This is a genomic window from Yersinia aldovae 670-83 (assembly GCF_000834395.1).
Taxonomy (GTDB): domain Bacteria; phylum Pseudomonadota; class Gammaproteobacteria; order Enterobacterales; family Enterobacteriaceae; genus Yersinia; species Yersinia aldovae.
In genome coordinates this window covers 1,118,428-1,141,771 of record NZ_CP009781.1, presented here as the reverse complement: position 1 = coordinate 1,141,771, position 23,344 = coordinate 1,118,428, and the positions used below count along the sequence as shown (strand labels likewise).

Below are 23,344 nucleotides of genomic sequence, written 5' to 3'. Positions count from 1 at the left end.
ATCAGTACGCCTTACTTGGGTCAAAGGCGTCACGGACTGCTTCGCCGATAAAAATCAACAGAGATAACAGCATCGCGAGTACCAGAAATGCGGTTATTCCTAGCCAGGGTGCCTGAAGGTTATTTTTACCTTCTAGCAGCAGCCCACCCAGTGAGGGTGAACCCATTGGCAGGCCAAAGCCGAGGAAGTCCAGTGAGGTCAGGGTGGTTATTGAACCGCACAAAATAAATGGCAGGAAAGTCAATGTTGCTACCATCGCATTGGGCAACATATGCCGCGTCATAATCACCCGGTCACCGACGCCCATCGCCCTTGCCGCGCGGATATAGTCATAATTACGGGTGCGCAGAAACTCCGCCCGCACCACGCCGACCAACCCCATCCAGCCAAATAGCACGGTGATGGCCAATAACCACCAGAAGTTCGGCTGTACGATGCTGGAGAGTAAAATCACTAAAAACAGTGTTGGCATCCCAGACCAGACTTCAATAAAACGCTGCCCCCACAGGTCAATCCGCCCGCCGTAATAACCTTGAATTGCACCCGCGCAGATGCCAATCACACTGGAAAACAGCGTTAATGTCAGGCCGAATAACAGCGAAATGCGAAATCCATAGATAACTTTGGCCAGCACATCCCCGCCGGTGCTGTCAGTACCTAACAGATTGGTGCGATTCGGCGGCGAAGGGAAGGGGACATCGGTGGCAAAATTGATAGTGTTATTGCTAAAACGAATCGGTGCCCAGATAGCCCAACCATTATCGTTAATTCGCCCAATCACATACGGATCTTGATAATCCGCTGCGGTGGTGAGAATACCGCCAAAGGTCGATTCGCTGTAATTGCTCATGAAGGGCATATAAATCTTACCCTGATAGCTCACCAGTAGCGGTTTGTCATTGGCGATAAACTCGGCAAATAAGCTGATGACAAATAGCGTCAGGAAGATCCACAGTGACCAGTAGCCCCGCTTGTTATGGCGAAAACGCGCCCAGCGGGCCTGATTAATGGCACTTAATTTTATCATTATTGGCGGCCCTCAAAATCAATCCGTGGGTCTACCAGGGTATAGGTAATATCGCTGATGATATTGAGCAGCAAACCAATCAAGGTGAAAATATAAAGAGTGCCAAACATCACCGGATAATCGCGCTGCAAGGTCGCATCGTAGCCCAGCAGCCCTAAACCATTCAGTGAGAACATCACTTCAATCAGCAGTGAGCCGGTAAAGAACATGCTGATAAAGGTGGCAGGGAAGCCTGCTATCACCAGTAACATGGCATTGCGGAACACATGGCGATAAAGGATCTTCTCTTCGGGTAAGCCTTTGGCGCGGGCTGTGACCACATACTGTTTGCGGATCTCATCGAGGAATGAGTTTTTGGTCAGCATGGTCAGTGTGGCAAAGCCGCCAATGACCGTAGCCAGCACCGGCAGGGTGATGTGCCACAAGTAATCGGTTATCTTGCCGTACCACGGCAGAGTGTCGAAGTTGCTGGACACCAACCCGCGTAATGGGAACAGATCAAGATAGCTGCCGCCGGAGAACAGCACTACCAACAGAATGGCAAACAAGAACGAGGGAATGGCATAACCGATAATGATTAATGTGCTGCTCCAGGTATCAAAGGCGGTACCACTGCGCACCGCTTTTTTTATCCCAAGCGGTATGGAAACCAGATAAATAATCAGCGTGCTCCATAGCCCAAGCGAAATAGAGACCGGCAGGCTATGTTTTATCAGTGACATAACTGACTCACCGCGAAACAGGCTGTCACCAAAATCAAAGCGCACATAGCGCCATAACATATCGAAATAGCGCTGATGGAGTGGCTTGTCAAAACCAAAACGTTGCTTGATCTCAGCAATGACCTCCGGGTCTAACCCGCGCGAACCGCGATAGCTGCTATCACCCACTTGTGCGGCATTCAGGCCGACTTTCGCCCCCCCCAAACCACTATCACCGCCGCCGGCGGAAAATCCACTGGAGTGACCCAGTTCGATATTGGCGATAGCTTGGTCAACTGGCCCGCCTGGTGCAATTTGCACAATAAAAAAGTTAATCGTAATAATCGCCCACAAGGTGGGAATCACCAGTAATAAACGCCGTAATAGATATGCGCCCACAGCAGCCCCTTAGTGACGTTCTGATGGCAGGCGAGCTGCCTTATTGACATCAAACCACCAGCTATCAAATCCTAGCGAATAGGTGGGGCGGTCTGCTGGCATTGAAAATTTATCCCAATAAGCAAAGCGGGCATGGTTGGAATACCACATCGGGATCATCAGGTGATTCCAGGTCAATACCCGGTCAAGCGCACGGCCAAGAGAGAGCAACGCCTCCGGTTGATCCTGATGGCTGACAATCTGGGCTATCAGTTGGTCAATCGCCGGATCTTTTATGCCTGATGCGTTATAACTGGAATCTATATATGCCGAGCTCCAAAGGATTTGCAGATTGGGGCTTGGATAGGGGAAAGCACTGTAAACTGTCGGGATCATATCGTAATCCCGGCTGCGCAGGCGGTTCACAAACTGAGAACTATCAACCTCGCGAATATTCATGGTAATGCCCAAGCGTTGCAAGTTATGTTTGAACGGTTGCACATACTGGAAGTTGCTGCCGCTGAGTAACAACAGCTCAAAGACAAAAGGTTTACCGGTCTTGCTGTTCACCAATTGTTGATTTTTGACTTCCCAGCCTGCTTCACGTAACAATTCACGCGCTTTTAATAGGTTATCCCGTGAGTTGCCACTGCCATCTGTTTGTGGTGGCTGATAAATCTGCGTGAAAACTTGCGCCGGTACTTTGTCTTTTAGCGGGGCCAGCCATGCCAGTTCAGCACTGTCTGGATACCCTTTAGCGGCATAGTCTGTGTTTTGGAAGAAGCTGCTGGTACGTTGATAACTGTTGAAATAAAACGCTTTATTCATCCAGTCGAAATCGAAAGCTAAAGTTAATGCCTGACGAACCCGTTGATCGCTAAAAATAGGGCGTTGGACATTAAATGCCAGCCAACGGGTATTTTGTGCCGAGTTATCAACAATATCCTGTTTGAGTATATAGTTTTTCGCGAAATTTCCGCCGACATATTGTGTCGCCCAACTTTTGGGTGAAGTTTCCTCGCGAAAATCAAAAGCACCGGCTTTAAACGCTTCCAGTGCGACTTTATCATCCAGATAGTAGTCGTAGCGGATGGTATCAAAGTTATATTGACCCCGATTAACCGGCAGGTTGGCGGCCCAGTAATTTCTCACCCGTTCATAGGTAATAAACTGGCCCATCTTATATTTACTAATACGGTAAGGGCCGCTCCCCACAGGGGGTTTACTGAGTGGGTCACTCAGTTTATGGTTTTTCCAAAAATGTGCAGGCATCACCGGTAAACCAAACAATCCCAACATTTTATCTTTATTCGGTTCGGGGAATTCAAAACGCACCGTCAGGCGGGAAATAGCTTTCACCTGAACGCCCTTATACACAATGCGAAATTGTGGCACACCTTCGGTCATAAATTTATTAAAGGTGAAGGCGACATCTTGAGCGGTAATTGGCGTGTCATCATGAAAACGTGCGCGGGGGTTAATATCCACTTCAATCCAGTGAAAATCGGGGGCAAAACGCGCTGATTCTGCAATTAACGGGTAGTAACTGCCAATTTCATCATCTGAGGTGCCAAATAGGGAGTCATATAGCCTTTCGCTGCGGATCGCCGGGTTACCCCGTAGTGCATAACGATTGAAATTATCAAAGGTACCGATGGTCGCCAGTGTAATATCGCCCCCTTTGGGAGCCGCTGGGTTAACATAGTCAAAGTGGCTGAAATCTGATGAGTATTTAGGTTCGCCCAAAATGGCAAAAGAGACACCTTCTTTAATCGTCTCTGCCTGAAGGCCAAAACTCAGGGCGGAAAGCATCGCGGCAGCAAATAGTCGTAATAACATATTGGCGGTTATCTCCTGCTCATTATGCAGATAATAGTAATCTCATACTTAGTTTAATTAAAATTACCAGTTTGCAGGGGACTAACGCAAACTTTATGCCAATTAGTTTTTGTTACTCATTTTTTATTGCAAAATCTGACTAAATCTTCAACAGACAATGGCTTGCTGAGTAAATATCCTTGCAGATAGTTAACGCCATGTTGTGCCAAATACTCAAGTTGCTGCTCAGTTTCGACACCTTCTGCCACGGTTTCAATATTGAGTTTATGCGCCAGCATTAACACCGAGTCCAATACTGGTGCTGCCACTGTATTGACACAGATGGTACTGATAAACGCACGATCAATCTTAATATAATCCAGAGTAAAGCGTTCTAAATAGATTAGCGCGCTGTGCCCAGTGCCAAAGTCATCGACAGCAATTTGTATCCCTTGGGAGTGTAGCCAGTCGAACTGTTTAATTGCCACTTGTTCTTCTACCATACCTCGTTCAGTAATCTCAAATACTGGAGAAAAAACATCAGTATTTAATTGCTGCAACATTCGAGAGACATCTTTTTGGAACTCATCATCAGCAAGATGGACGGGTGATATATTAAAACCAAGCTTGGTTCCCGCAGGAAGCAGGTTTGTCATTAAACTTGTATCTCTGATGATTAATTCAAATAAATGTTTTGTCAGCGGCTGTATCAGATACTGGGATTCCGCATAGGGAATAAAGAGATCCGGAGAAATGCGCCCTTCAATTGGATGTTCCCAGCGAATCAGTGCTTCCAGCCCTGATATTGAACGGTCATGGGAACGGAATACTGGCTGATATTCTACGAAGAATTCACCTCGCCTGATGCCACGTAAAATCTCTGCTTCAGCGCTTCGGCTGGCGATTAAAATATAATAAGCCAGAATGCCAACTAAACCTGCCAGCAGCAGGCCACCTAAAAGCGTCATCCGGATGTCATCTGCAGTTAAGCTGTTATGGTAAATCAGAATCTTGATAGGGTAACCAGGCAGTTGAACCTCGCGTGAGGCACGGTTAGGTAACTTACTGACGGGTATCACTTTAGCGTCAAATGTGGTGACAGCTAACTCATTAATAACGATTGCCAGCCCATTGACTTCACTTTCGGCATAATTAAGTAATAAATAAGGATGTAATGTTAATTCCAGCGTTGCCAGTACGCCGGTATCACCTCTACCCGCTTGGCGTAACCATACTGCGATAGCCGGTTTATTCGGCATTAACGGGGTGCCTTGCTGAATTTTAAAATCTAATGGCTGAGATAAGTTAATTCTGGAATATATTTCGTTGGCTGTCATATGCATTTCACCCGTCGCGGATGAGCAATAAACAAGACTATCTCTAACTAATAAGAAAGCTCTGACGCCATTGGTAAAAGCCGCCCGATAATGCAGTGCCGCGCTTGCTTGCTCGCAAGTCTTACCACTCAACGGGATAAGCTGAGACATCGTTGTTGTCAGTTCATTAAGGAACTGTGACGAATAGGATATTATATGATCGCTCTGTTTCGTTAATTTATGTTCACTGCTGCGATAAAGTAATGACAAAGTAATAATAACAAAAAAAATAAAGAAACTGAGTGCGAGGATGACGCTTTTTTTTACAAGGTGGCGTCTGGATAATATATTGCGAGAGAACGCGCCGTTTGACCCCATGTTCCGCCGCTCCCCAGCATGTTCGATAAAGTGTTTATGAGTATAAGTAAGTTAGCCGCATTGCGCTACCAGTTTGCCGACAGGACTAATAGGCCATCGGACTAACGGTATACCCATATAAACTAAAGATGCTTTATATATGCATCAAAACAGTGGAAACAAGAGATCGTTTTTATGAATGTATTTTAGAAATACGCTTAATAAAATAAATTTTCAGCTTATTAACACAAGTCACTTCTTTTTATAAAGGTGAATCGCTAGCACACGTCGCTTTAGCACAAGAAAGTTCTTGTCTGAGCGTTGGTGATCCTACACAGATAATTCTCGAATTACTCGATTTTCAGAAAAAAAGGACATTTCCTACAAGCTGGATGGAAAGTGGGGTAGGTGATTTAAGATAATAAAAAACGCTACCTGGATAGCGTTTTATAGTTTCGTTTGGAATCTCGGACAACAGGAATAAATATTTTAACTAACTACGTGAACCGCTGCTTAGCACTCGGCGGCCATCGCGATAACGCTTATTCCAATAATCTTCATTTAGGCTCGAAATTGTCACGCCGACACTGGTCGATGCATGAACAAATTTATCGTTACCCAAATAGATACCAACATGGCGGCCTGTCGAACCAGCTCTGAACAGCACTAAGTCACCGGGGCGCAATTTAGTACGCTGGATTTTCTTGCCAAGATCCTGCTGCTCTGATGTTGAGCGTGGCAAATCCATACCAAATTGTTCGCGGAAAGTATTTTGCACAAATGCGGAACAATCAACACCGCGTTTAGTGCTACCGCCTAAACGGTAACGAACACCTTTCCACCCTGCATACTGTTCTAAAATCTTCGACTTGACGTCAACGTTGCGCACCATCGCTTCGAATTCATCCTGAGAGGCTTGCAGTAAAAGCCCATCTTTGTCATTAACTGCACGCATCTCAGTTTGTGTATTATGTGTGTTCGAAGTCTGTGGTGAACTACACGCGGATAACATTACCGCTGCTGCAACCGCAGGGATTACCCGCAGAATGTATCTCATAATAGGTTGAGACTTGACCATTGTTGATGTTTTCCCTTGCTGTCCTTACGACGGATGTCGCTACCAAAAAAAACCAAACGAATCGAGATTATTGATTGCGATCCGATTAGACAATCACTTAACTGAATAACTGTGCTAGAACGCACAATATTAATCATGCAAGAGGCGAATGGCCTAAATCTGAACACAAACGTTCTAATAATACCGTAATGATTAATAAAAGGCGAGTGCTTTTAGTTCGATTATTATAAGAAACTCTGATGTAACATAATGTAAAATTTTATATTAAAACCACATGGCTTATTTTGTAATCATTTTGTTGTGATAAATGAGGGTGACGGTAAAGGAATAGGGTGGGGCAAAAGGGGGGCTTCTTACCTCACCGTCGAATCGTAGAACTTATTGGTGCGTGGGGTCAGGCAAACGCTGGTCAATAGCATCAATGATTTTATCGCTTAAAGGTGTCAGTAATACCCAGCTTATTCCCACCAACACGACCGAAAGGGAGCCTACGGCAATATCGGTAAACCAGTGCGCGCCAATCATCACCCGTGGTATTGAGAAAATAGCGGCGATTAACAGAGCGATAGCAAAGGCTCCACAGGAAAAATAGCGCAACATAAAACAGGCAAAAATCATCAACATCATGCCGTGGTCGCCAGGGAAACTATCGCTGGAGGCATCTTTTGTCGGGATACCGGTAAGTTCGCTGACTCGATTTATGTTATCAAAGGCCAACGTAGGACTGGGATGCGAAACTGGCAGCATGTGGCCCAATTGATTGAGAATCACCGCAGTTAACAACATGACAAACCCTATAACTATCAAGCGGCGGCGACCCACTGGTGTTTCCTTTATATAGAAGCACAAGTAAAGCAGCCCCATACAAACCAGCGAAATAACATCAAAAGCACGATTATTGGTGATAGCCACCAGGTGCAGAAATGCGGGGCTGGACAACAGATGTTGGTTAAAATAGAAAAAGATTGTCGAGTCAATTTTAAACCAAAATCCGTGATTCACAGGAATATACCAAGATAAAAACAGGACAATTCCAAGCATATTGAGCAGTAGTATTGTCGGTAAATTACGACGGGTCATGCGGTAACCTATAAATTATGAATGTACAAATTGGGTAAATAATAAAGCGGTACATTATACTCATTTAGATAACCGAATATTCAGTAATTTATGCTGCAATGTATTCCAATCAATCTCTGTCGCACTGATGAGTTCAATTCGGCTATCTAGCGGTGGTGTCTGCCGTGTTTCTATTTTTAAGTCTGCCCCCTGTCGGTTAATCACTAACGTTCCTTCCGTAATACGCATAACCCCTTTTACTCGCTCGGCTGGATTTAACCGCACCCATTCGAGTAAGGGGACGGTATCAAAAATAGTATCGACATTAAATACCCAGCCACAGCTAAGATAACCTTGACCCTGATTAAGAGCTCGACGCCAAGGCTCTGTGCCTTTCAAACTTAATGCAGCCAATCCTTTTTGTCGTGTGACACTGTGATGATGCGCACCATCGGGTAGCTCATCATTATTGCTGTGCGGCATATCCAATAGCGCGACATCAATCTTCCCTTGTTCTGCGTAATAGAGCTGGCATGACTTAGGCTGATTGTGATGCCATTGCAGTAATGCAGTGCGGTCGGAATCGGTGTAGGTATCTTGCTTATTCGCCACGATAATATCTGCGGCAGCCAGTTGGTCACGAAAATTCTCATTTTCTGTATAACGAGGCTCACTTAACTGTCGCGCATCCAGCAAACACACAGTGGCTTGCAGGGTGAGCCACGGTTGGTAAACATCTGATGTCAGTAACGATAAGATCTGTTTTGGGTGCCCTAATCCGGTTGGTTCAATTAATAGGCGATCAGGTTTTGCTTGTTGCAGCAGCATATTCAAACCAACTTGCATCGGCAGCCCGTTAACACAACACATGCAACCACCGGGAATTTCCTTTAACACCGCCCCGCTGTCTGCTAATAGCGCACCGTCGATACCAATTTCGCCGAACTCATTAACCAGAACAGCCCATTTTTCGTGTGCCGGTTTTTGTGCCAATAAATGACGGATTGTTGTGGTCTTCCCACACCCCAGAAAGCCGGTAATTAGGTTGGTTTTCGTCATAATTATGCTCCACAAATAAATTTTATTTTAACTTCCCATAATCATGGGACTTTTCCTGCAATTGTTATGAAATTAGGCTTTAAGTTAAAATAACCTAATTTTTAACAAAAAGTACTCCAAATGTAGATTATTTCCTAGGTGTATTAGGAACGCCGCCTAATAGATAACCACGCATAAACTCTATAATTCACTTATGTGAGGTATTCAGAGGGCTTATAGCCCGAACAGAGCAACAAATAACGCTTTGTCATTCCCTTTGTTTTTTCTGAAACCCTCTATCATTTAAAATGTCAGCTATAAAAGTTGAGGTGGTTATGAAAAGTTATCGAGTACTTCTTATCGTAGCAATAACGTTTTCAGCAATGTTATCCTTTACTGCAAGTAGTGCGCAAAGTCCCCTGTCCGTGACAGGAACAATCACCTTTTCTGGCGCTATCGTGGAAAGCCCATGTGATAGCACATTAGTAAATCAGACCATTACTACCCATTGTTACCGCAATGGTGAAACGGTCACTCAACGACAAACTGTTTCACCCAATATGCCTCTGACCGCAAAATTGCCGGGTAATTTAGCCTCTTCCCGTATGGAATGGCTTAATCCACAGCGCAGTTTGGGAATTCTCACCGTCACCTACCTCTAAATTTTTGAGATATCATGCTTCATTTACCTATACACGGTTTATCGCAGAGATAAACCGTGACAAATCACCTAATGTTATTTGACCACATGATATACTCATTGTCATTCAGACACCCTTTGGTCAGGCCAATTTTTATTTTATTCACCCAAGCCTGATGCAGGAAATAAGGTAATGAGATTATATCAGGAAGTCGGCAATCAACTGCGTGTGGCGATTGTCAGTGGGCAATACAGCTTGGGTGATCGCTTACCACCAGAACGCGACATTGCTGAGAATTTCAGTGTGAGTCGCAGCGTGGTCCGTGAAGCATTGATTATGCTTGAGCTGGAAAAATTGGTGGAAGTGCGTAAAGGCTCTGGTGTTTATGTGGTTAATATCCCCGATGCCTCAGCCAATAGCGCATCAACGGATAGCGGGTTTGGCCCGTTTGAGTTGCTGCAAGCCCGTCAGTTATTAGAAAGTGAAGTTGCTGCTTTTGCAGCCATTCAGGCTACCAAAGCCGATATCATTAAAATGCGTCAGGCCATTGAGCAGGAAAAAGCAGCTTTGGCTGCCGGTGCGGTGGATGAAAGTGCAGATGAGCTTTTCCACTGCTTGTTGGCGCAAGCGACACAAAATAGTGTGCTGGCAAATATGGTCGCTGAAGCGTGGCAAGCGCGGAAAAATAGCGCTATGTGGCAGGGCGCTCATAGCCATACCCTCGATTTCAGTTACCGCTGGCAATGGCTGGAAGATCATCAAAAAATCTTGCAAGCCGTGCAACGCCGTGACAGTAAGGCGGCTAAACAAGCCATGTGGCAGCATTTGGAAAATGTAAAACAGAAGTTATTAGAACTGTCTGATGCTGACCATCCAGACTTTGATGGTTATTTGTTTGAGTCTGCGCCATATCAACTCGAAGAGTAATTTACCCTTTGGCCTTGACGTTACAGGGGTGTTGGCTGCGCAAGCTCACCCGAATCACTTACCTGTGTAAGCTCATCGGGATTCGTATACTTGCCGCCTACCTGCAACGCCAATGACGTTGGGTAAACCCTTTGGCCTCGACGTTGCAGGGGTGTTGGCTGCGCTCATGAACTCGATTGAAATTAATGAGCCTCATTTTTGAGGCTCATTCTGTCAGCTCACTCAATTAATCCTGCTGTGCCAAACGCTTAACACTTTCTTTCGCGCCAAACTGCTGAAGGCTGAGATAAGCTTCTGTTACGGCCTGAACAAATTCGGGTTGTTGTGGCAAGGATTCACCAAACAGTGATTTCAGGGACAGCAAGCTCTGTACTCTGGCGATGCCATCTTCACTGGCTGCAACGCATTTTTTAAAACTATCCACCATTGGATCACGGATATCAATGGCCTGGCCGTTATCATCCACACCACTGACATATCGCATCCAGCCGGCGATCCCCAAAGCCAGGCAGCGGTAACTTCCGCCATGTTGTAAATGCCAACGCACAGAATCCAGCATACGCTGTGGTAACTTCTGGCTGCCGTCCATCGCAATTTGCCAGGTGCGGTGTTTTAATGCCGGATTGCTGTAGCGTTCAATTAACCGGTCAGCGTAGGCATTTAGGTCAATCGCGGTAACGCGCAATGTCGGAGCTTGTTCATCCATCATCAGGCGGCGTGCGGTCAGGCGATAGTTTTCATCGGCCATGCAGTCGTTAATATGTTGATAGCCAGCCAGATATCCCAGATATGAAAGGTAGGAGTGGCTGCCGTTCAACATGCGCAGCTTCATTTCTTCAAATGGCAGTACATCATCGACCAATTGCACCCCCGCCACTTGCCAATCTGGTCGGCCCGCGACAAATTTATCTTCAACTACCCACTGAATAAAGGGTTCGCAGGCAATACCACAAGTGTCAGTTACGCCCAATGCACCGGCGATTTCGTGCAATGTCTCTGGTGTGGCAGCGGGAACGATGCGATCGACCATCGTATTTGGGAAAGTGACATTATCTTTAATCCAATTGGCCAGTTCCGGATCACGAGCCGTAGCCAGACCGAGGACTGCATTTCTCACCACATGGCCGTTTTCTGGAATGTTATCGCAAGACAGCACGGTGAAAGGAGGCAGGCCACGTAAACGGCGCAAGCGCAGCGCTTCCACCAGTACGCCAGGGGCGGAGGTTGGCGCATCAGGCACCGCCAGATCTGCGCGGATAAATTCGTTTTGCAGGTCTAACTGGCCTGATCCCGGTTCGATGCAATAACCTTTTTCAGTGATGGTCAGCGAGACGATAGCCACTTGTGGTTCGGCCAATTTCTCTAATACTTGCATAACACCATCAAGGCGGGCGTGGACCGATTCTGTGACTGAACCGATAATAATCGCCTGATTTCCCTGAGCGCCTTTTTCCAGCACCGAGTATAGATGGTCTTGTTGACGCAGGTCTTGAATCAGGACATCGCCGCCAAACAGACTAACTTCACAAATACCCCAGTCACCCCCTTGCTGGTTGAGTACGCGGTCAGTGAGCAGTGCTTGATGGGCACGGTGAAATGCGCCGAAACCGAGATGAACAATGCGGCTTTTCAGCGCCGTTCGGTCATAAGTGGGGCGCTGTACGGTTGAAGGAAGGGCGCTGTTAGCAATTGTTTTCATACCTGGCTCCAGAATCATTAACCCCACTTATACTCAGGGTGCTGGCGGGGATTGACATAAAAGGTGGCAAATAAAAAGTTGTTAGACCAGTTTTGTGTGGCTGTTTGTCGGAAACGAGCCACACAATACTGACCATTTTCTTTTGTTCGTTGCCATGAATATCGGCTTGCAGTGTAAAGCGATATGACAGAAAATAAAATTGGTAAGTCCAATATTGGTTATATTCGTGAGTTGGATCAACCAATCAAGTTTTGCTTTTTGACAGACAGCATGTAAAGAGTAAGGATGAAGCTGAGTGATATCTCTTATAAATCGGTATAACAACATTTCTGGCACATGAACAGTTTACGCAGAAGGTAAAGATAAATGGAACAAACATGGCGTTGGTATGGCCCGAATGATCCGGTGTCCTTGGATGATGTTCGTCAGGCCGGAGCGACCGGAGTAGTGACTGCATTACACCATATTCCGAATGGCGAAGTATGGCCGGTCAGCGAGATAGAACAGCGTCAGGCTGAATTAGCGGCTAAAGGGTTGGTATGGTCGGTTGTGGAAAGTGTGCCGATTCATGAGGAGATTAAAACTCATAGCGGTAACTACCAGCAGCACATTGAAAGATATAAACACACCCTGCGTAATCTTGCAGCCTGCGGTATTGACACTGTGTGCTACAACTTCATGCCGGTGCTGGACTGGACACGTACTGATCTGGAGTATCAACTGCCAGATGGTTCCAAAGCACTGCGTTTTGATCAAATAGCCTTCGCCACTTTTGAACTGCATATTCTAAAACGCCCAGGTGCTGTGAATGATTATACCGCCGTAGAACAAGCGCAGGCGGCAGATTATTTCGATGCTATGTCTGAGGCAGAGATTGCCAAGCTAACCGGTAATATTATTGCTGGTCTGCCAGGAGCAGAAGAGGGCTATACGCTGGATCAATTCCGTGCGCGCCTGGCGGAATATGACGGAATCGATAAAGCGCAGTTACGTGAGAATATGGCCTACTTCCTGCGGGCTATCATTCCGGTTGCTGAACAGGTTGGTTTGCGTATGGCGGTGCATCCGGATGATCCACCGCGGCCTATTCTTGGATTGCCGCGCATCGTTTCGACTATTGAAGATATGCAATGGCTGAAAGAAACGGTCGATAGTATTCATAACGGTTTCACCATGTGTACCGGTTCTTATGGCGTGCGTGCTGACAATGATTTGGTGAAGATGATCGAAACCTTTGGTGACCGCATTCACTTCACCCATCTGCGTTCAACCTGTCGTGAAGGGAACCCGAAAACCTTCCACGAAGGTGCTCACTTGCAAGGTGATGTCGATATGTACTCTGTGGTCAAAGCGATTTTGACCGAAGAGCAGCGCCGTCAGGCGGCCGGTGATATGCGGCCGATTCCGATGCGCCCTGACCACGGTCACCAGATGTTGGATGATTTGCATAAGAAAACTAATCCGGGCTATTCGGCGATTGGCCGCTTGAAAGGGTTGGCAGAAGTTCGCGGTGTGGAGTTGGCGTTAAAGCGTGCGTTTTTCCCAGAACTTAAATAGCCCCTCATCTTTCAATATATTAAGGGCCAGAAATGGCCCTTAACTTTTTATATCCAAACCATACCCAATAGATTTCAAGATGCAGGAAGGCGGCAAGCGAGAGACAAATCGGTCGGGAACCGATTTGAACAGCATTTATGCTAGCCCATAGGGTGAGCCTCAAGGAGGAGGCTCATTAATCCCGATGAGCTTACACAAGTCAGTGATTCGGGTTACTGAGAGCAGCCAACACACCGGCAATTTGAAAGATGAAGGGTATTAGTCTGCACGCCCCATATAGCGGCGTTCCGCAATATGAATGCGGATTTTCTCGCCTGGACTGATATATTCTGGCACTTGAATAGATAAGCCTGTACTCATCACAGCAGGTTTGTTACGCGCACTGGCAGAGGCACCTTTAATACTCGGTGCGGTATCAACAATTTCCATATCAACCGTCTGCGGCAATTCCAACGCCAGCAGTTGACCGTCCATTGTCAGAACTTGCATCCCCGGCATCCCACCTTCAGGAATAAACAGCAGTTCTTCTTCGATCTGCTCTTTTTTGAAGTTGTATGGCGTGAAATCTTCATCATCCATAAAGACGTATTCGTCGCCATCAATATAAGAGAAGTTGACTGAGCGCCGGGTTAGAGTGATGGTATCGAGGATCTCATCGCCTTTAAAACGCTCTTCAACTTTTAAACCGGTACGCACATCAGAAAAACGCATTTTATACAAGGTGCTCGCGCCACGGGCGCTGGGACTTTGCACGTCGATGTCTTTCACCAGCAGCAATTTACCGTTGAGGCTGACTGCCATACCACGTTTTATTTCGTTAGCTCTTGCCATTTATTAACCTGCCGATCAGGATTAAAGATAAGTTGCGACAAGTTACTCGCGCCGCGTGATTCAGGCAAGATGTTAGCGCAAAAAAGCGTAAGATTTTCACGACAAAATCGGCCTTATGCATACACCGGTAACAGGCCCATTAATGCTGCAATATGGGCCACGGCATTGATCAGGCCGAATAAGATAATAAAGCCAATCATAAAGCGCCCACCGGGTGCCCGATAAGTCGCTTGCGGGAAGCGTTTACGGCTGGCCCGCGCCATCAGTGCGGGCACAATAACCGCCCAGATAGTGGCAGCCAGACCGGCAAAGCCAATGGCATACAAAAAGCCATTGGGGAACAGTAATGCACCAATGGTCGGTGGCACAAAGGTCACTAACGCGGATTTGGTGCGGCCGTTACGGTCATCAGAAAATTTAAAGAAATCAGCAATGTAATCGAATAAACCGAGGGAAACGCCCAGGAATGAACTGGCCAGTGCCATATAAGAGAAAGCATTCAGTAGCTGGCTGGTGGCTCTGCTGGCAGAGACGGTATCCATCTGTTTCAGCAGGCTGCCAATATTTCCGCCATCAGCAATCACTTGTTTGAATGCATCGCGGGCAATATTGCCCTGAATGGCATACTGCCACAGCACATAAATCGCCAAAGCAATCAGTGTGCCATATACCAGGCTGCGCACCACCGCTTTGCTGTCTTTGTGATAGTACTTCACCAACCCCGGTACATTGCCGTGGTAGCCAAATGACGTCAACAGATAAGGCAATGCGGCGAGCGCATAGGGCAGGTAGTTGGCATTGCCATCGGTCTGGTTAAATAGCACCCGCGCTTCGACATGGCTGAACATATCACCGACGGACATAACAAAGGTGATCACCATGCCACCGATTAATATCGTACTTAAGCGATCGACCGCACGGGTGGATAACCAAACAATAAATGCCACTAAAATGGCAAAGATGAAACCTGCGCTGGTCTGACTTATCCCTGCGACGTTTTGCAACGTATGAGAAATGATTGAACCGCCCGCAGAGATATAAGCATAAGTCAGAATGTAGAGCACAAAGGTGATGGATAACCCGTTGATGGAACTCCATACTTTGCCAAGTAAATCCTGTACCATCGTGTGGAAGCTGGCTCCGCGCGGGTAGTTGAGGTTCGCCTCCAGAATCATCAGGCCGGAAAGTAACATGCAGGCCCAGGTATAAATCAGCAATATCACTGAACCGCTAAACCACACCCCTGCCGTCACGATTGGGATTGAGAACATACCTGCACCCACAGCGGTTCCGGCGACTATCATCGCACCGCCAAGGATGGAAGGCCGTGAAATGGGTTGGGATATATCCATCGACATTTATAGCTCCAAATTCTCTTCGTACTTGAAGTGACAGGGAGGGCGCTGTATTCACTCACCCGAATTACTTACTGGTTGTTGACCTTAAAGTAAATAAGCTCATCGGAATGAGTTCACTGGCTGCCTACCTGCAACACCAAATATTTAGATAATATATAGTATGATAACAGTTCTTTTGTACTAGCTTAATGGTACGCGATGGCGGCGATGCTGTAAACAGATGAATATGCTTATGTGGATAGTTTGGTCAGTGGTTAGTCTTGGTTCGGCGTTCGGTTATGATTGAATATCGTACTAATGGGTTTTTTAGGTTGAAAAATAAACTAAATATGATGAGTTATAAAAAATAAAGCTGTGCGTTGGGTCTGCTATTGAGCTGTTGAACATGGATAGTGCTGGTAGTTCATCAGGGGGGAATGCTATTGTTCGCTGTTATTCCACCAGCCTACAGGAGCTTGCTGATGGACTGTCGCTCAGATTGCGGTGCCTGCTGTATTGCTCCTTCGATTTCCAGCCCGATCCCCGGTATGCCATTCGGCAAGCCCGCCAATACCCGTTGCCTGTATTTAGATGACAATATGCGCTGTGGTATTTTCCATTCGCCGTCCCGCCCGGCGGTATGTGCCAGCCTGCAAGCATTGCCGGAAATGTGTTTTGACACGCGCGAAAAGGCGCTGGTGTATTTGATTAAACTGGAAGTGGATACTGCGCCTTAAATGGCAAAGTTCTCAAACTCGATCTTAAACGGTGAGAACTGGCAGAAGAATAAAGCGCCCGCGCCAGGGAAGGCGCGGCTGGCGTCTTTACGATCTGTCAGTTCTCTTCGCTGTTAGCACTAAACTACCGAGTTATTCACCTAAAGACTATGCCCCAGTCGGAACTGCATGGGCGGTATTTTTCAGCATCGGCCCGGTGTACTTTTCAATTTCAAGTTGCGCCATCTGCCCGCAGTTACCCTGCGCCAAACTGGACGAACCAATATCGAAAGTCAGGCAGTTAATATTGCCGTTCTTGCAAATCGAACCCGGCACAGAGGGTTCGGCAGGATCAAACCATGCGCCCTCACTGATACGTACCACCCCTGGGCGCACATCTTCTGTCACTACCGCACCCACCAAAATCTGCCCGCGATCATTAAATGCTCGCACTAAATCGCCATTCACAATCTGACGCGCACTGGCATCTTGTGGGCTAATCAGAATCGCTTCACGATCCGCTACCGCATATTTTTCACGCAGTGGCGTGTTATCCAATTGCGAATGCAGGCGATTGATCGGATGCGCGGTATTCAGGGATAGCGGGTATTTCTTCGCTTCCACCCCACGATACCATTCATGCGGTGGCATCCAGGTGGGAATTCCCTGACAATCCGCGTATTCCATTTTGGCGATAGTATCCGAATAGATCTCAATCTTACCTGAAGGGGTTCCCAGCGGATTGAGTAACGGATTTTCACGGTAATCAGCGAAACGCACCCACTGCTTGTTCGCTTCCGGGATAGGGAAACGGATATAGTTGTTCGATTCCCAGAACATATCGAATGGCGGCAAGGCGACGCGTGCAGTACGTGCCTGCGACTTCATATCGTCATACATCGATTTCAGCCACTGGGTTTCGTCTTTGCCATCGGTAAAGGCATCGATTACCCCAAGCCTGGTCGCCATCGCGGCAAAAATATCAAAATCACTGCGAGATTCATGCTGCGGCGGCACACACTGATGCATCGGGAAGACATAAAGCTGCGAGTAATCGCCGCCCATCTCCAGATCGTTACGCTCATAACTGGTGGTCGCCGGTAACACGATATCAGCGTGTTTAGCGGTGGCAGTCCAGTAAGGCTCATTCACCACAATGGTTTCAGGATACTGCCAGGCTTTCACCAGATTATTGGTATCCTGATGCTGGTGGAAGGTATTCCCGCCCGCCACATAGACCATTTTGACATCCGGATAGGTCACTTTAGTGCCATTGAAATCAATGGTTTTACCCGGATTCGCCAGACACTCGGCAATGCGCGCCACCGGAATGGGGGTCGGTGAGTTCTTCGGCGCGTTACCGGCAGAAATCCCCGGTAAAATGCCGCCTTTCGCCGTTGGGCTACCGCCTGATGAGTAGTGATAGCTGAAACCGAAACCGCCCCCCGGCAAACCAATTTGGCCGAGCATAGAGGCAACCGTCACCAGCAACCAGTGCTGCTGCTCACCGTGATGCTGACGCTGAATACCCCAACCGCCCATGATCATGGTGCGCTGTTTCGCCATATCGCGCGCCAGTTGGCGTATAATATCAGCATCGACACCGCTGATATCTGCCGCCCATTCTGCCGTTTTAGGCTGACCGTCGGTTTCCCCTAACAGATAAGCCTGGAATTTATCGAAGCCAATGGTATAGGTTTTGATAAAGTCCGGATTGTGCAGCTTTTCTGTCAATAAGGTGTGGGCAATCCCAATGAGCATTGCGCTGTCAGTATATGGGCGCGGCGCAATCCATTGAGCATTAGTGAATTTAGCACTGTCATTATGAACCGGGTCAATGCTAATGACTTTGGTGCCTTTGTTCTTCAGCGCTTCAAAGCCAGTTTGACCGACGTGATCCGGGATATTCCAGCTATTTTTCAAGGTGATCATCGGGTTACAACCCCATAGAATCACCAGCTCGCTGTTTTCGACCACATTTGGCCAGGCAGTCTGCTGTTCGTAAACCTCCATCGACCCCATAACGTGGGTCATAATGACCTGCGCCGCACCGGTTGAATAGTCACCGGCATAGCCGAGGAAACCCCCAGTCAGATTCATTAAGCGTTGCAGCAGGGTGCGGCTGTTGTGCAGCATCCCAACACTTTTCCAGCCATAAGAACCTGCATACAGCGCTTGTGGGCCGTGGTCTTTCTGTACGCGCACAATCTCGTTACACACCAGTTCTGTGGCTTTATCCCAACTGACACGCACCCATTCATCGCGGCCACGTAATTCGGTATGGCTGCCGGGGCCGCCTTCCAACCAGCTTTTTCGTACCATCGGGTATTTAATACGGTTCTCCGCATGTACCTGATAGGGAGCCATAGTGATCAGATCATTGGGCCACGGATCATCTTTTACTGGCTGCACACCTATCATGCGGCCATTTTCGACGATGGCTTCAAACGCACCCCAATGTGCGCCGGTCAGGATACCTTTCTGTGCCTGACGTAATGCCAGAAACTGCGGTAATGCCTGGCTGATGGCTTGCGCCAGTGCAGATTTAGGCCACAAGCCAGCCACTAACGGCAGGGCTGCCAGCGCGCTGGTTCCCATTAAGAAGCGGCGGCGGCTCATTTGTAACGGTTGTTGTTCGAATTTAGTCATTTTCGCCTCTTATTTACAGCTTGGCCGGCATATCACTGGCATGTTTTTGGACATATTGTGTCATCACACGTAACTGTTCTTGCGTTAGCGAGGTACGTGGTGCCATGCCTTTGATTACTCCAATCCATTGGTTTGCATTAAAGCGATCCAATGCGGTCAAACCGTGGCAACCGGTACAGTTGGCGGACATCATATCTGAGGCATAGCGCCAGATTTTTTGCTGATCATCCACCAGTTGTTTCTTCGGTAACCAAACCTGAAGTGCCACCTGATGCCAGACCAGATTGGTTTCTGCATCGGTTTGTGTATTCAATGTTTTCAGCGCTTTTTGTGCTTCTTCGCCCAGTAAAACACTGAGGATACGTTTCCCTTGGGCGGCATAGAACACTTCTGCCACGCCATCTTGCTGCCAGCCTTTCACATCCACCAGCACTTGGTCACCTTGCTGTTTCACCACTTCCACTTCGGTCGATGGCATCAGATTACCGGCGTTATGGCTGTCACCTGCATTCATAAAGAAAGGCTCAGTGGCGATGGTATATAAGGTGGTGGCAGTGGCTGGCGTTTGTGCAGCGGCGGTGGCCAATTCAGTAGCACCGGCCTGAGTCACTTCACTCATGTCCGGCAGAATATGAGCGACACCTTTATGGCAATCGATACAGGTTTCACCTTTTTTAATCGCCACCGGATGCTGAATTCGGGCCTCAGCACTTTGCGCGGTGATATCCATTGCATCAAAGCTGTGGCACGAGCGGCAGGTGGCTGAGTCGTTCTCTTTCAGCGTTTTCCAGACCGATTGGGCCATTGCCAGTTTATGCGCTTCATATTTTTCTGGTGTATTGATAGTGCCGGCCATTTCGCCGTAGATATCTTTCACCGCCCGGATTTTGGTCCATAGATAATCTAATGGCTCATGAGGAACATGGCAGTCAGCACATTCAGCGCGGATACCTTTACTGTTTTGGAAGTGGACGCTGCCCTGGTATTCAGCAAGCGGTTGTTGCATGGTGTGACAGGAAACGCAGAACGCAGTATCACTGGTTTTATGGAAGACAGTGGCCGTTCCCGCCAACAGCGCAGCACCAATGATGATGCCAATCAGCAGAACCCATAACCATCCCCACCGGCGTCGCTTTACGAAGCCAGTCTGTTTATTGCTCATAATTGCACCCACTGTTATTTATCTAATAATTATTGGTAGTTCAGACGAACTCAATGTACTAACACTTTACAGGCCAGATAATCTGCCAACATATCACTATCGGGTAGCGATAAGTCTTACCCGTAAATAAGTGGGTCTATTGTAGGGAGATTCTCTGCTGATGACTAACCCGATAGGGGTATTTAGCAATAATAGTTCAGATTTGCTGAATATAAATGTGAGGAATGAACAAATTTTCGTGCGACAGCACAAATAACTGACTGAATTCAATGGCTATATAGTTATTTATATAGCGTGGGTTTTAGTCGTAAGGACGATAGAACTGCTGATTTAGCCATAAATCAATCGCGTGGCGGCTGGCTTCAAAATGGGGTTCAGGTAAATCACGCGGATGACACCACAGCCATTGCTGACATTTATCCGGCTCTTTCAGCTCTGGCTGCCCTCCGGGGTGTTGGGTCAACATACAAACTGATACCGTATGTTTGCCTTCTTCGCGCCAGGTGGCGATATTATTGCACAGCCCGACAACCTCTACTTGATTGATCATTAAGCCTGTTTCCTCAAAAACCTCACGTAGGGCTGCGTGTTCAAAAGACTCTCCGGCATCCAGATGACCACCGGGAATTGACCAATAAGGCGCATGTTGACCGCAGCGCTTACCCAGTAATATATCACCTTGCGAATTAACAATAATGACTCCAACCCCGACCACGACAGACATCGTTTGACTCCTGTTAAATATGTGTCAGCAACTATCAGCTAATCACGTTTTTGGCGGCTGACGAAAGCCTGTTTAGCATCAAAATGTGCGGAACCTCAAAGATCCATCAAGAATAAAAGCAGAAAACTTGCATAAGTTTTGAGTCAGAAACACACTAATTGAAACGTTTCAGCGTTATCTCGTCACTACATGATAAAGGGTAACGCGCCTTTTTCTCATAAGAGCTGAAACGATTCACTTCAGCAAGAGAGGAGATATATGTTCCAGTTATCTACGCAAGATATCCATCTGGCTGCACAGGCAGACAGCAAGAATGACGCTATCACCCAAGTGGCGGCGGCTTTGACTCAAGCCGGTTGTGTGGCCGCAGCTTATGTCGATGGCATGTTGGCGCGTGAGCAACAGACGTCCACTTACCTGGGCAACGGCATCGCCATCCCACATGGTACCACTGATACCCGCGACTTGGTGCTGAACACGGGCGTTCAGGTTTTCCAATTCCCGCAGGGGATAGCCTGGGGCGAAGGTCAAACTGCTTATATCGTTATCGGTATTGCCGCACGTTCTGACGAGCACCTGGCATTACTGCGCCAACTGACACACGTATTAAGTGACGACGCGGTTGCCGCGCAGTTGGCAAAAACCACGTCAGCTGAAGAGCTACGCAGTTTGCTGATGGGCGAGAAAAAGTCCGCTGAGTTCCATTTCGACACTTCACTTATCGCCCTGGATGTTGCTGCTGACAATCTGATCACGCTGCAAGCACTGAATGCGGGTCGCTTACAACAAATAGGCGCTGTAGATGCCCGTTTTGTTAGCGATGTGATTACTCGCCAACCGCTGAACTTAGGGCAGGGGATCTGGCTGAGCGATAGCACCGAAGGCAATTTGGTCAGCGCGGTAACCGTTAGCCGCCCGGCCAACGCCTTTGAGCACCACGGTGAGAAAGTTGCCCTGCTGCTGACGCTGTCCGTGGCTGATGACCAACCCTTGTTGGTGCTTAACTATCTAAGCGACTTGCTGCTGGCGAAAAAAGCTGACGCCTTGCTGAACGCCGATGCTGCCGCACTGCTGGCGCTGCTGACCTGCGAATATGTTGAACAAAATGAAGTATTAAGCGCTGAGTTTGCGATTCGCAACGAGCACGGGTTACATGCGCGCCCAGGGACGGTTTTAGTCAATACAATCAAACAGTTTACCAGTGAAATCACCGTAACCAATCTGGACGGCACCGGTAAACCCGCTAATGGACGTAGTCTGATGAAAGTTGTGGCTTTAGGGGTTAAAAAAGGCAATCGCCTGCGCTTTACCGCCAGCGGTGAAGATGCACAGGCCGCATTGGATGCGATTGGTGTAGCAATTGCTGCCGGTTTGGGCGAGGGGGCAGCATGAGCAGAAGAGTCGCAACTATCACGCTGAACCCGGCTTACGATCTGGTGGGGTTTTGTCCTGAGATTGAACGTGGTGAAGTGAATCTGGTGAAAACTGCCGGTCTGCACGCTGCGGGCAAAGGCATTAATGTTGCTAAAGTGCTGAAAGACTTAGGAATTGATGTCACTGTCGGCGGTTTCCTTGGTAAAGATAATCAAGATGGCTTCCAACTGCTTTTCAGCGAATTAGGTATCGCCAACCGTTTTCAGGTGGTGCCGGGCCGTACCCGCATTAACGTCAAATTGACCGAAAAAGAGGGGGAAGTCACCGACTTTAACTTCTCCGGCTTTGACGTCACCAAACCCGACTGGGATCGTTTCGTCAATGATTCCCTAAGCTGGTTGGGGCAATTCGATATGGTTGCAGTCAGTGGCAGCTTGCCATCGGGCGTCAATCCTGATGATTTCACCGACTGGATGAAGCGTCTGCGTAGCCAATGCCCATGCATCATTTTCGACAGTAGCCGTGAAGCCTTGGTTGCGGGCTTGAAAGCCTCGCCGTGGTTGGTTAAACCCAATCGCCGTGAATTGGAGATCTGGGCTGGTCGTCCGTTACCCGAACTGGGTGATGTGGTGGAAGCGGCACATGCCTTGCGGGATCAGGGGATTGCCCATGTGGTGATTTCTCTCGGAGCTGAAGGGGCGCTGTGGGTCAATGCCTCCGGAGCCTGGCTCGCCAAACCGCCCGCCTGTGAAGTGGTAAGCACGGTGGGCGCGGGTGACTCAATGGTGGGTGGCTTGATTTATGGTTTGTTGATGCGTGAGTCCAGCGAACACACGCTGCGTTTGGCAACAGCCGTTGCTGCTCTGGCCGTCAGCCAGAGCAATGTCGGTATTACGGATCGCCCGCAATTGGCAGCCATGATGGCGAAAGTTGATTTGAAACCCTTTAATTAATC

The 23,344-nt window shown here is 47.8% G+C and carries 19 protein-coding genes; 6 read left to right on the top strand and 13 right to left on the bottom strand.

All coding sequences use genetic code 11. The annotated features are described in order from the left end of the window. Position 1: 1 nt before the first annotated feature. The 7 genes from AT01_RS05265 to AT01_RS05235 all read right to left on the bottom strand — a co-directional run bounded on the left by AT01_RS05265 (position 2) and on the right by AT01_RS05235 (position 8,793). A complete protein-coding gene (locus AT01_RS05265) occupies positions 2 to 1,027 on the bottom strand; it encodes an ABC transporter permease (RefSeq protein WP_042546362.1) in 1,026 nt (341 codons plus the stop codon). Beyond that, positions 1,027 to 2,127: a microcin C ABC transporter permease YejB gene (locus AT01_RS05260; RefSeq protein ID WP_042546361.1), complete on the bottom strand. Its 1,101-nt coding sequence runs from the start codon at positions 2,125 to 2,127 to the stop codon at positions 1,027 to 1,029. Before AT01_RS05260 ends, AT01_RS05265 begins: the two co-directional genes overlap by 1 nt. A gap of 9 nt (positions 2,128 to 2,136) precedes the next feature. Further along, positions 2,137 to 3,945, bottom strand: a complete 1,809-nt coding sequence (locus AT01_RS05255) for an extracellular solute-binding protein (RefSeq protein ID WP_042546360.1) — start codon at positions 3,943 to 3,945, stop codon at positions 2,137 to 2,139. 116 nt (positions 3,946 to 4,061) lie between these two features. Next, complete coding sequence (locus AT01_RS05250) at positions 4,062 to 5,618, bottom strand: cyclic di-GMP phosphodiesterase (RefSeq protein ID WP_042546359.1); 1,557 nt, start codon at positions 5,616 to 5,618, stop codon at positions 4,062 to 4,064. A gap of 472 nt (positions 5,619 to 6,090) precedes the next feature. Next, positions 6,091 to 6,675, bottom strand: a complete 585-nt coding sequence (gene mepS, locus AT01_RS05245; RefSeq protein WP_042546358.1) for a bifunctional murein DD-endopeptidase/murein LD-carboxypeptidase — start codon at positions 6,673 to 6,675, stop codon at positions 6,091 to 6,093. A gap of 378 nt (positions 6,676 to 7,053) precedes the next feature. Further along, positions 7,054 to 7,755 (bottom strand): phosphatase PAP2 family protein, encoded by a 702-nt coding sequence (locus tag AT01_RS05240; protein WP_042546357.1) that lies wholly within the window; start codon positions 7,753 to 7,755, stop codon positions 7,054 to 7,056. Positions 7,756 to 7,815: 60 nt separating this feature from the next. Then, positions 7,816 to 8,793, bottom strand: coding sequence for a CobW family GTP-binding protein (locus AT01_RS05235; RefSeq protein WP_042546356.1), 978 nt, complete (start codon positions 8,791 to 8,793; stop codon positions 7,816 to 7,818). Positions 8,794 to 9,107: 314 nt separating this feature from the next. Between AT01_RS05235 and AT01_RS21950 the strand changes: the two genes are divergently transcribed. Both AT01_RS21950 and AT01_RS05225 read left to right on the top strand, forming a co-directional pair. Then, complete coding sequence (locus AT01_RS21950; RefSeq protein WP_042546355.1) at positions 9,108 to 9,434, top strand: hypothetical protein; 327 nt, start codon at positions 9,108 to 9,110, stop codon at positions 9,432 to 9,434. Positions 9,435 to 9,605: 171 nt separating this feature from the next. After that, the gene (locus AT01_RS05225) at positions 9,606 to 10,340 is read left to right on the top strand and encodes an FCD domain-containing protein (RefSeq protein WP_042546354.1); all 735 of its coding nucleotides are present in this window, start codon (positions 9,606 to 9,608) and stop codon (positions 10,338 to 10,340) included. A 226-nt stretch (positions 10,341 to 10,566) separates the two neighbouring features. Here the strand turns inward: AT01_RS05225 and AT01_RS05220 are convergent, their stop codons facing one another. Further along, the gene (locus AT01_RS05220; protein WP_042548503.1) at positions 10,567 to 12,039 is read right to left on the bottom strand and encodes a mannitol dehydrogenase family protein; all 1,473 of its coding nucleotides are present in this window, start codon (positions 12,037 to 12,039) and stop codon (positions 10,567 to 10,569) included. Between the two features lie 366 nt (positions 12,040 to 12,405). On the opposite strand from AT01_RS05220, the gene uxuA reads away from it, so the two are divergent. Next, entirely contained in the window at positions 12,406 to 13,596 is a 1,191-nt protein-coding gene (gene uxuA / locus AT01_RS05215; protein ID WP_042546353.1) for a mannonate dehydratase, read from the top strand. 258 nt (positions 13,597 to 13,854) lie between these two features. Here the strand turns inward: uxuA and yeiP are convergent, their stop codons facing one another. Together yeiP and mtr are read right to left on the bottom strand one after the other, a co-directional pair. Next, entirely contained in the window at positions 13,855 to 14,427 is a 573-nt protein-coding gene (yeiP, locus tag AT01_RS05210; protein WP_004700569.1) for an elongation factor P-like protein YeiP, read from the bottom strand. 113 nt (positions 14,428 to 14,540) lie between these two features. Continuing rightward, positions 14,541 to 15,785 carry a tryptophan permease gene (mtr, locus tag AT01_RS05205; protein WP_042546352.1) on the bottom strand — a complete coding sequence of 415 codons (1,245 nt, stop codon included), beginning with the start codon at positions 15,783 to 15,785 and terminating at the stop codon, positions 14,541 to 14,543. Between the two features lie 461 nt (positions 15,786 to 16,246). On the opposite strand from mtr, the gene AT01_RS05200 reads away from it, so the two are divergent. Beyond that, the gene (locus AT01_RS05200) at positions 16,247 to 16,501 is read left to right on the top strand and encodes a YkgJ family cysteine cluster protein (RefSeq protein ID WP_042546351.1); all 255 of its coding nucleotides are present in this window, start codon (positions 16,247 to 16,249) and stop codon (positions 16,499 to 16,501) included. A gap of 147 nt (positions 16,502 to 16,648) precedes the next feature. On the opposite strand, the gene torA is transcribed toward AT01_RS05200, so the two are convergent. The 3 genes from torA to AT01_RS05185 all read right to left on the bottom strand — a co-directional run bounded on the left by torA (position 16,649) and on the right by AT01_RS05185 (position 21,015). Next, positions 16,649 to 19,129 carry a trimethylamine-N-oxide reductase TorA gene (torA, locus tag AT01_RS05195; protein WP_042546350.1) on the bottom strand — a complete coding sequence of 827 codons (2,481 nt, stop codon included), beginning with the start codon at positions 19,127 to 19,129 and terminating at the stop codon, positions 16,649 to 16,651. 13 nt (positions 19,130 to 19,142) lie between these two features. Continuing rightward, a complete protein-coding gene (locus AT01_RS05190; RefSeq protein WP_042546349.1) occupies positions 19,143 to 20,291 on the bottom strand; it encodes a NapC/NirT family cytochrome c in 1,149 nt (382 codons plus the stop codon). Between the two features lie 301 nt (positions 20,292 to 20,592). Then, complete coding sequence (locus tag AT01_RS05185; RefSeq protein ID WP_042546348.1) at positions 20,593 to 21,015, bottom strand: nucleotide triphosphate diphosphatase NUDT15; 423 nt, start codon at positions 21,013 to 21,015, stop codon at positions 20,593 to 20,595. 258 nt (positions 21,016 to 21,273) lie between these two features. Here AT01_RS05185 and fruB point away from each other — a divergent pair, with 258 nt between their 5' ends. Together fruB and fruK are read left to right on the top strand one after the other, a co-directional pair. Beyond that, on the top strand, positions 21,274 to 22,407 hold the full coding sequence (gene fruB, locus AT01_RS05180) for a fused PTS fructose transporter subunit IIA/HPr protein (protein ID WP_042546347.1): 1,134 nt from the start codon (positions 21,274 to 21,276) through the stop codon (positions 22,405 to 22,407). After that, the gene (gene fruK / locus AT01_RS05175; protein ID WP_042546346.1) at positions 22,404 to 23,342 is read left to right on the top strand and encodes a 1-phosphofructokinase; all 939 of its coding nucleotides are present in this window, start codon (positions 22,404 to 22,406) and stop codon (positions 23,340 to 23,342) included. The genes fruB and fruK overlap by 4 nt, the downstream gene beginning before the upstream one ends. Positions 23,343 to 23,344 lie beyond the last annotated feature (2 nt).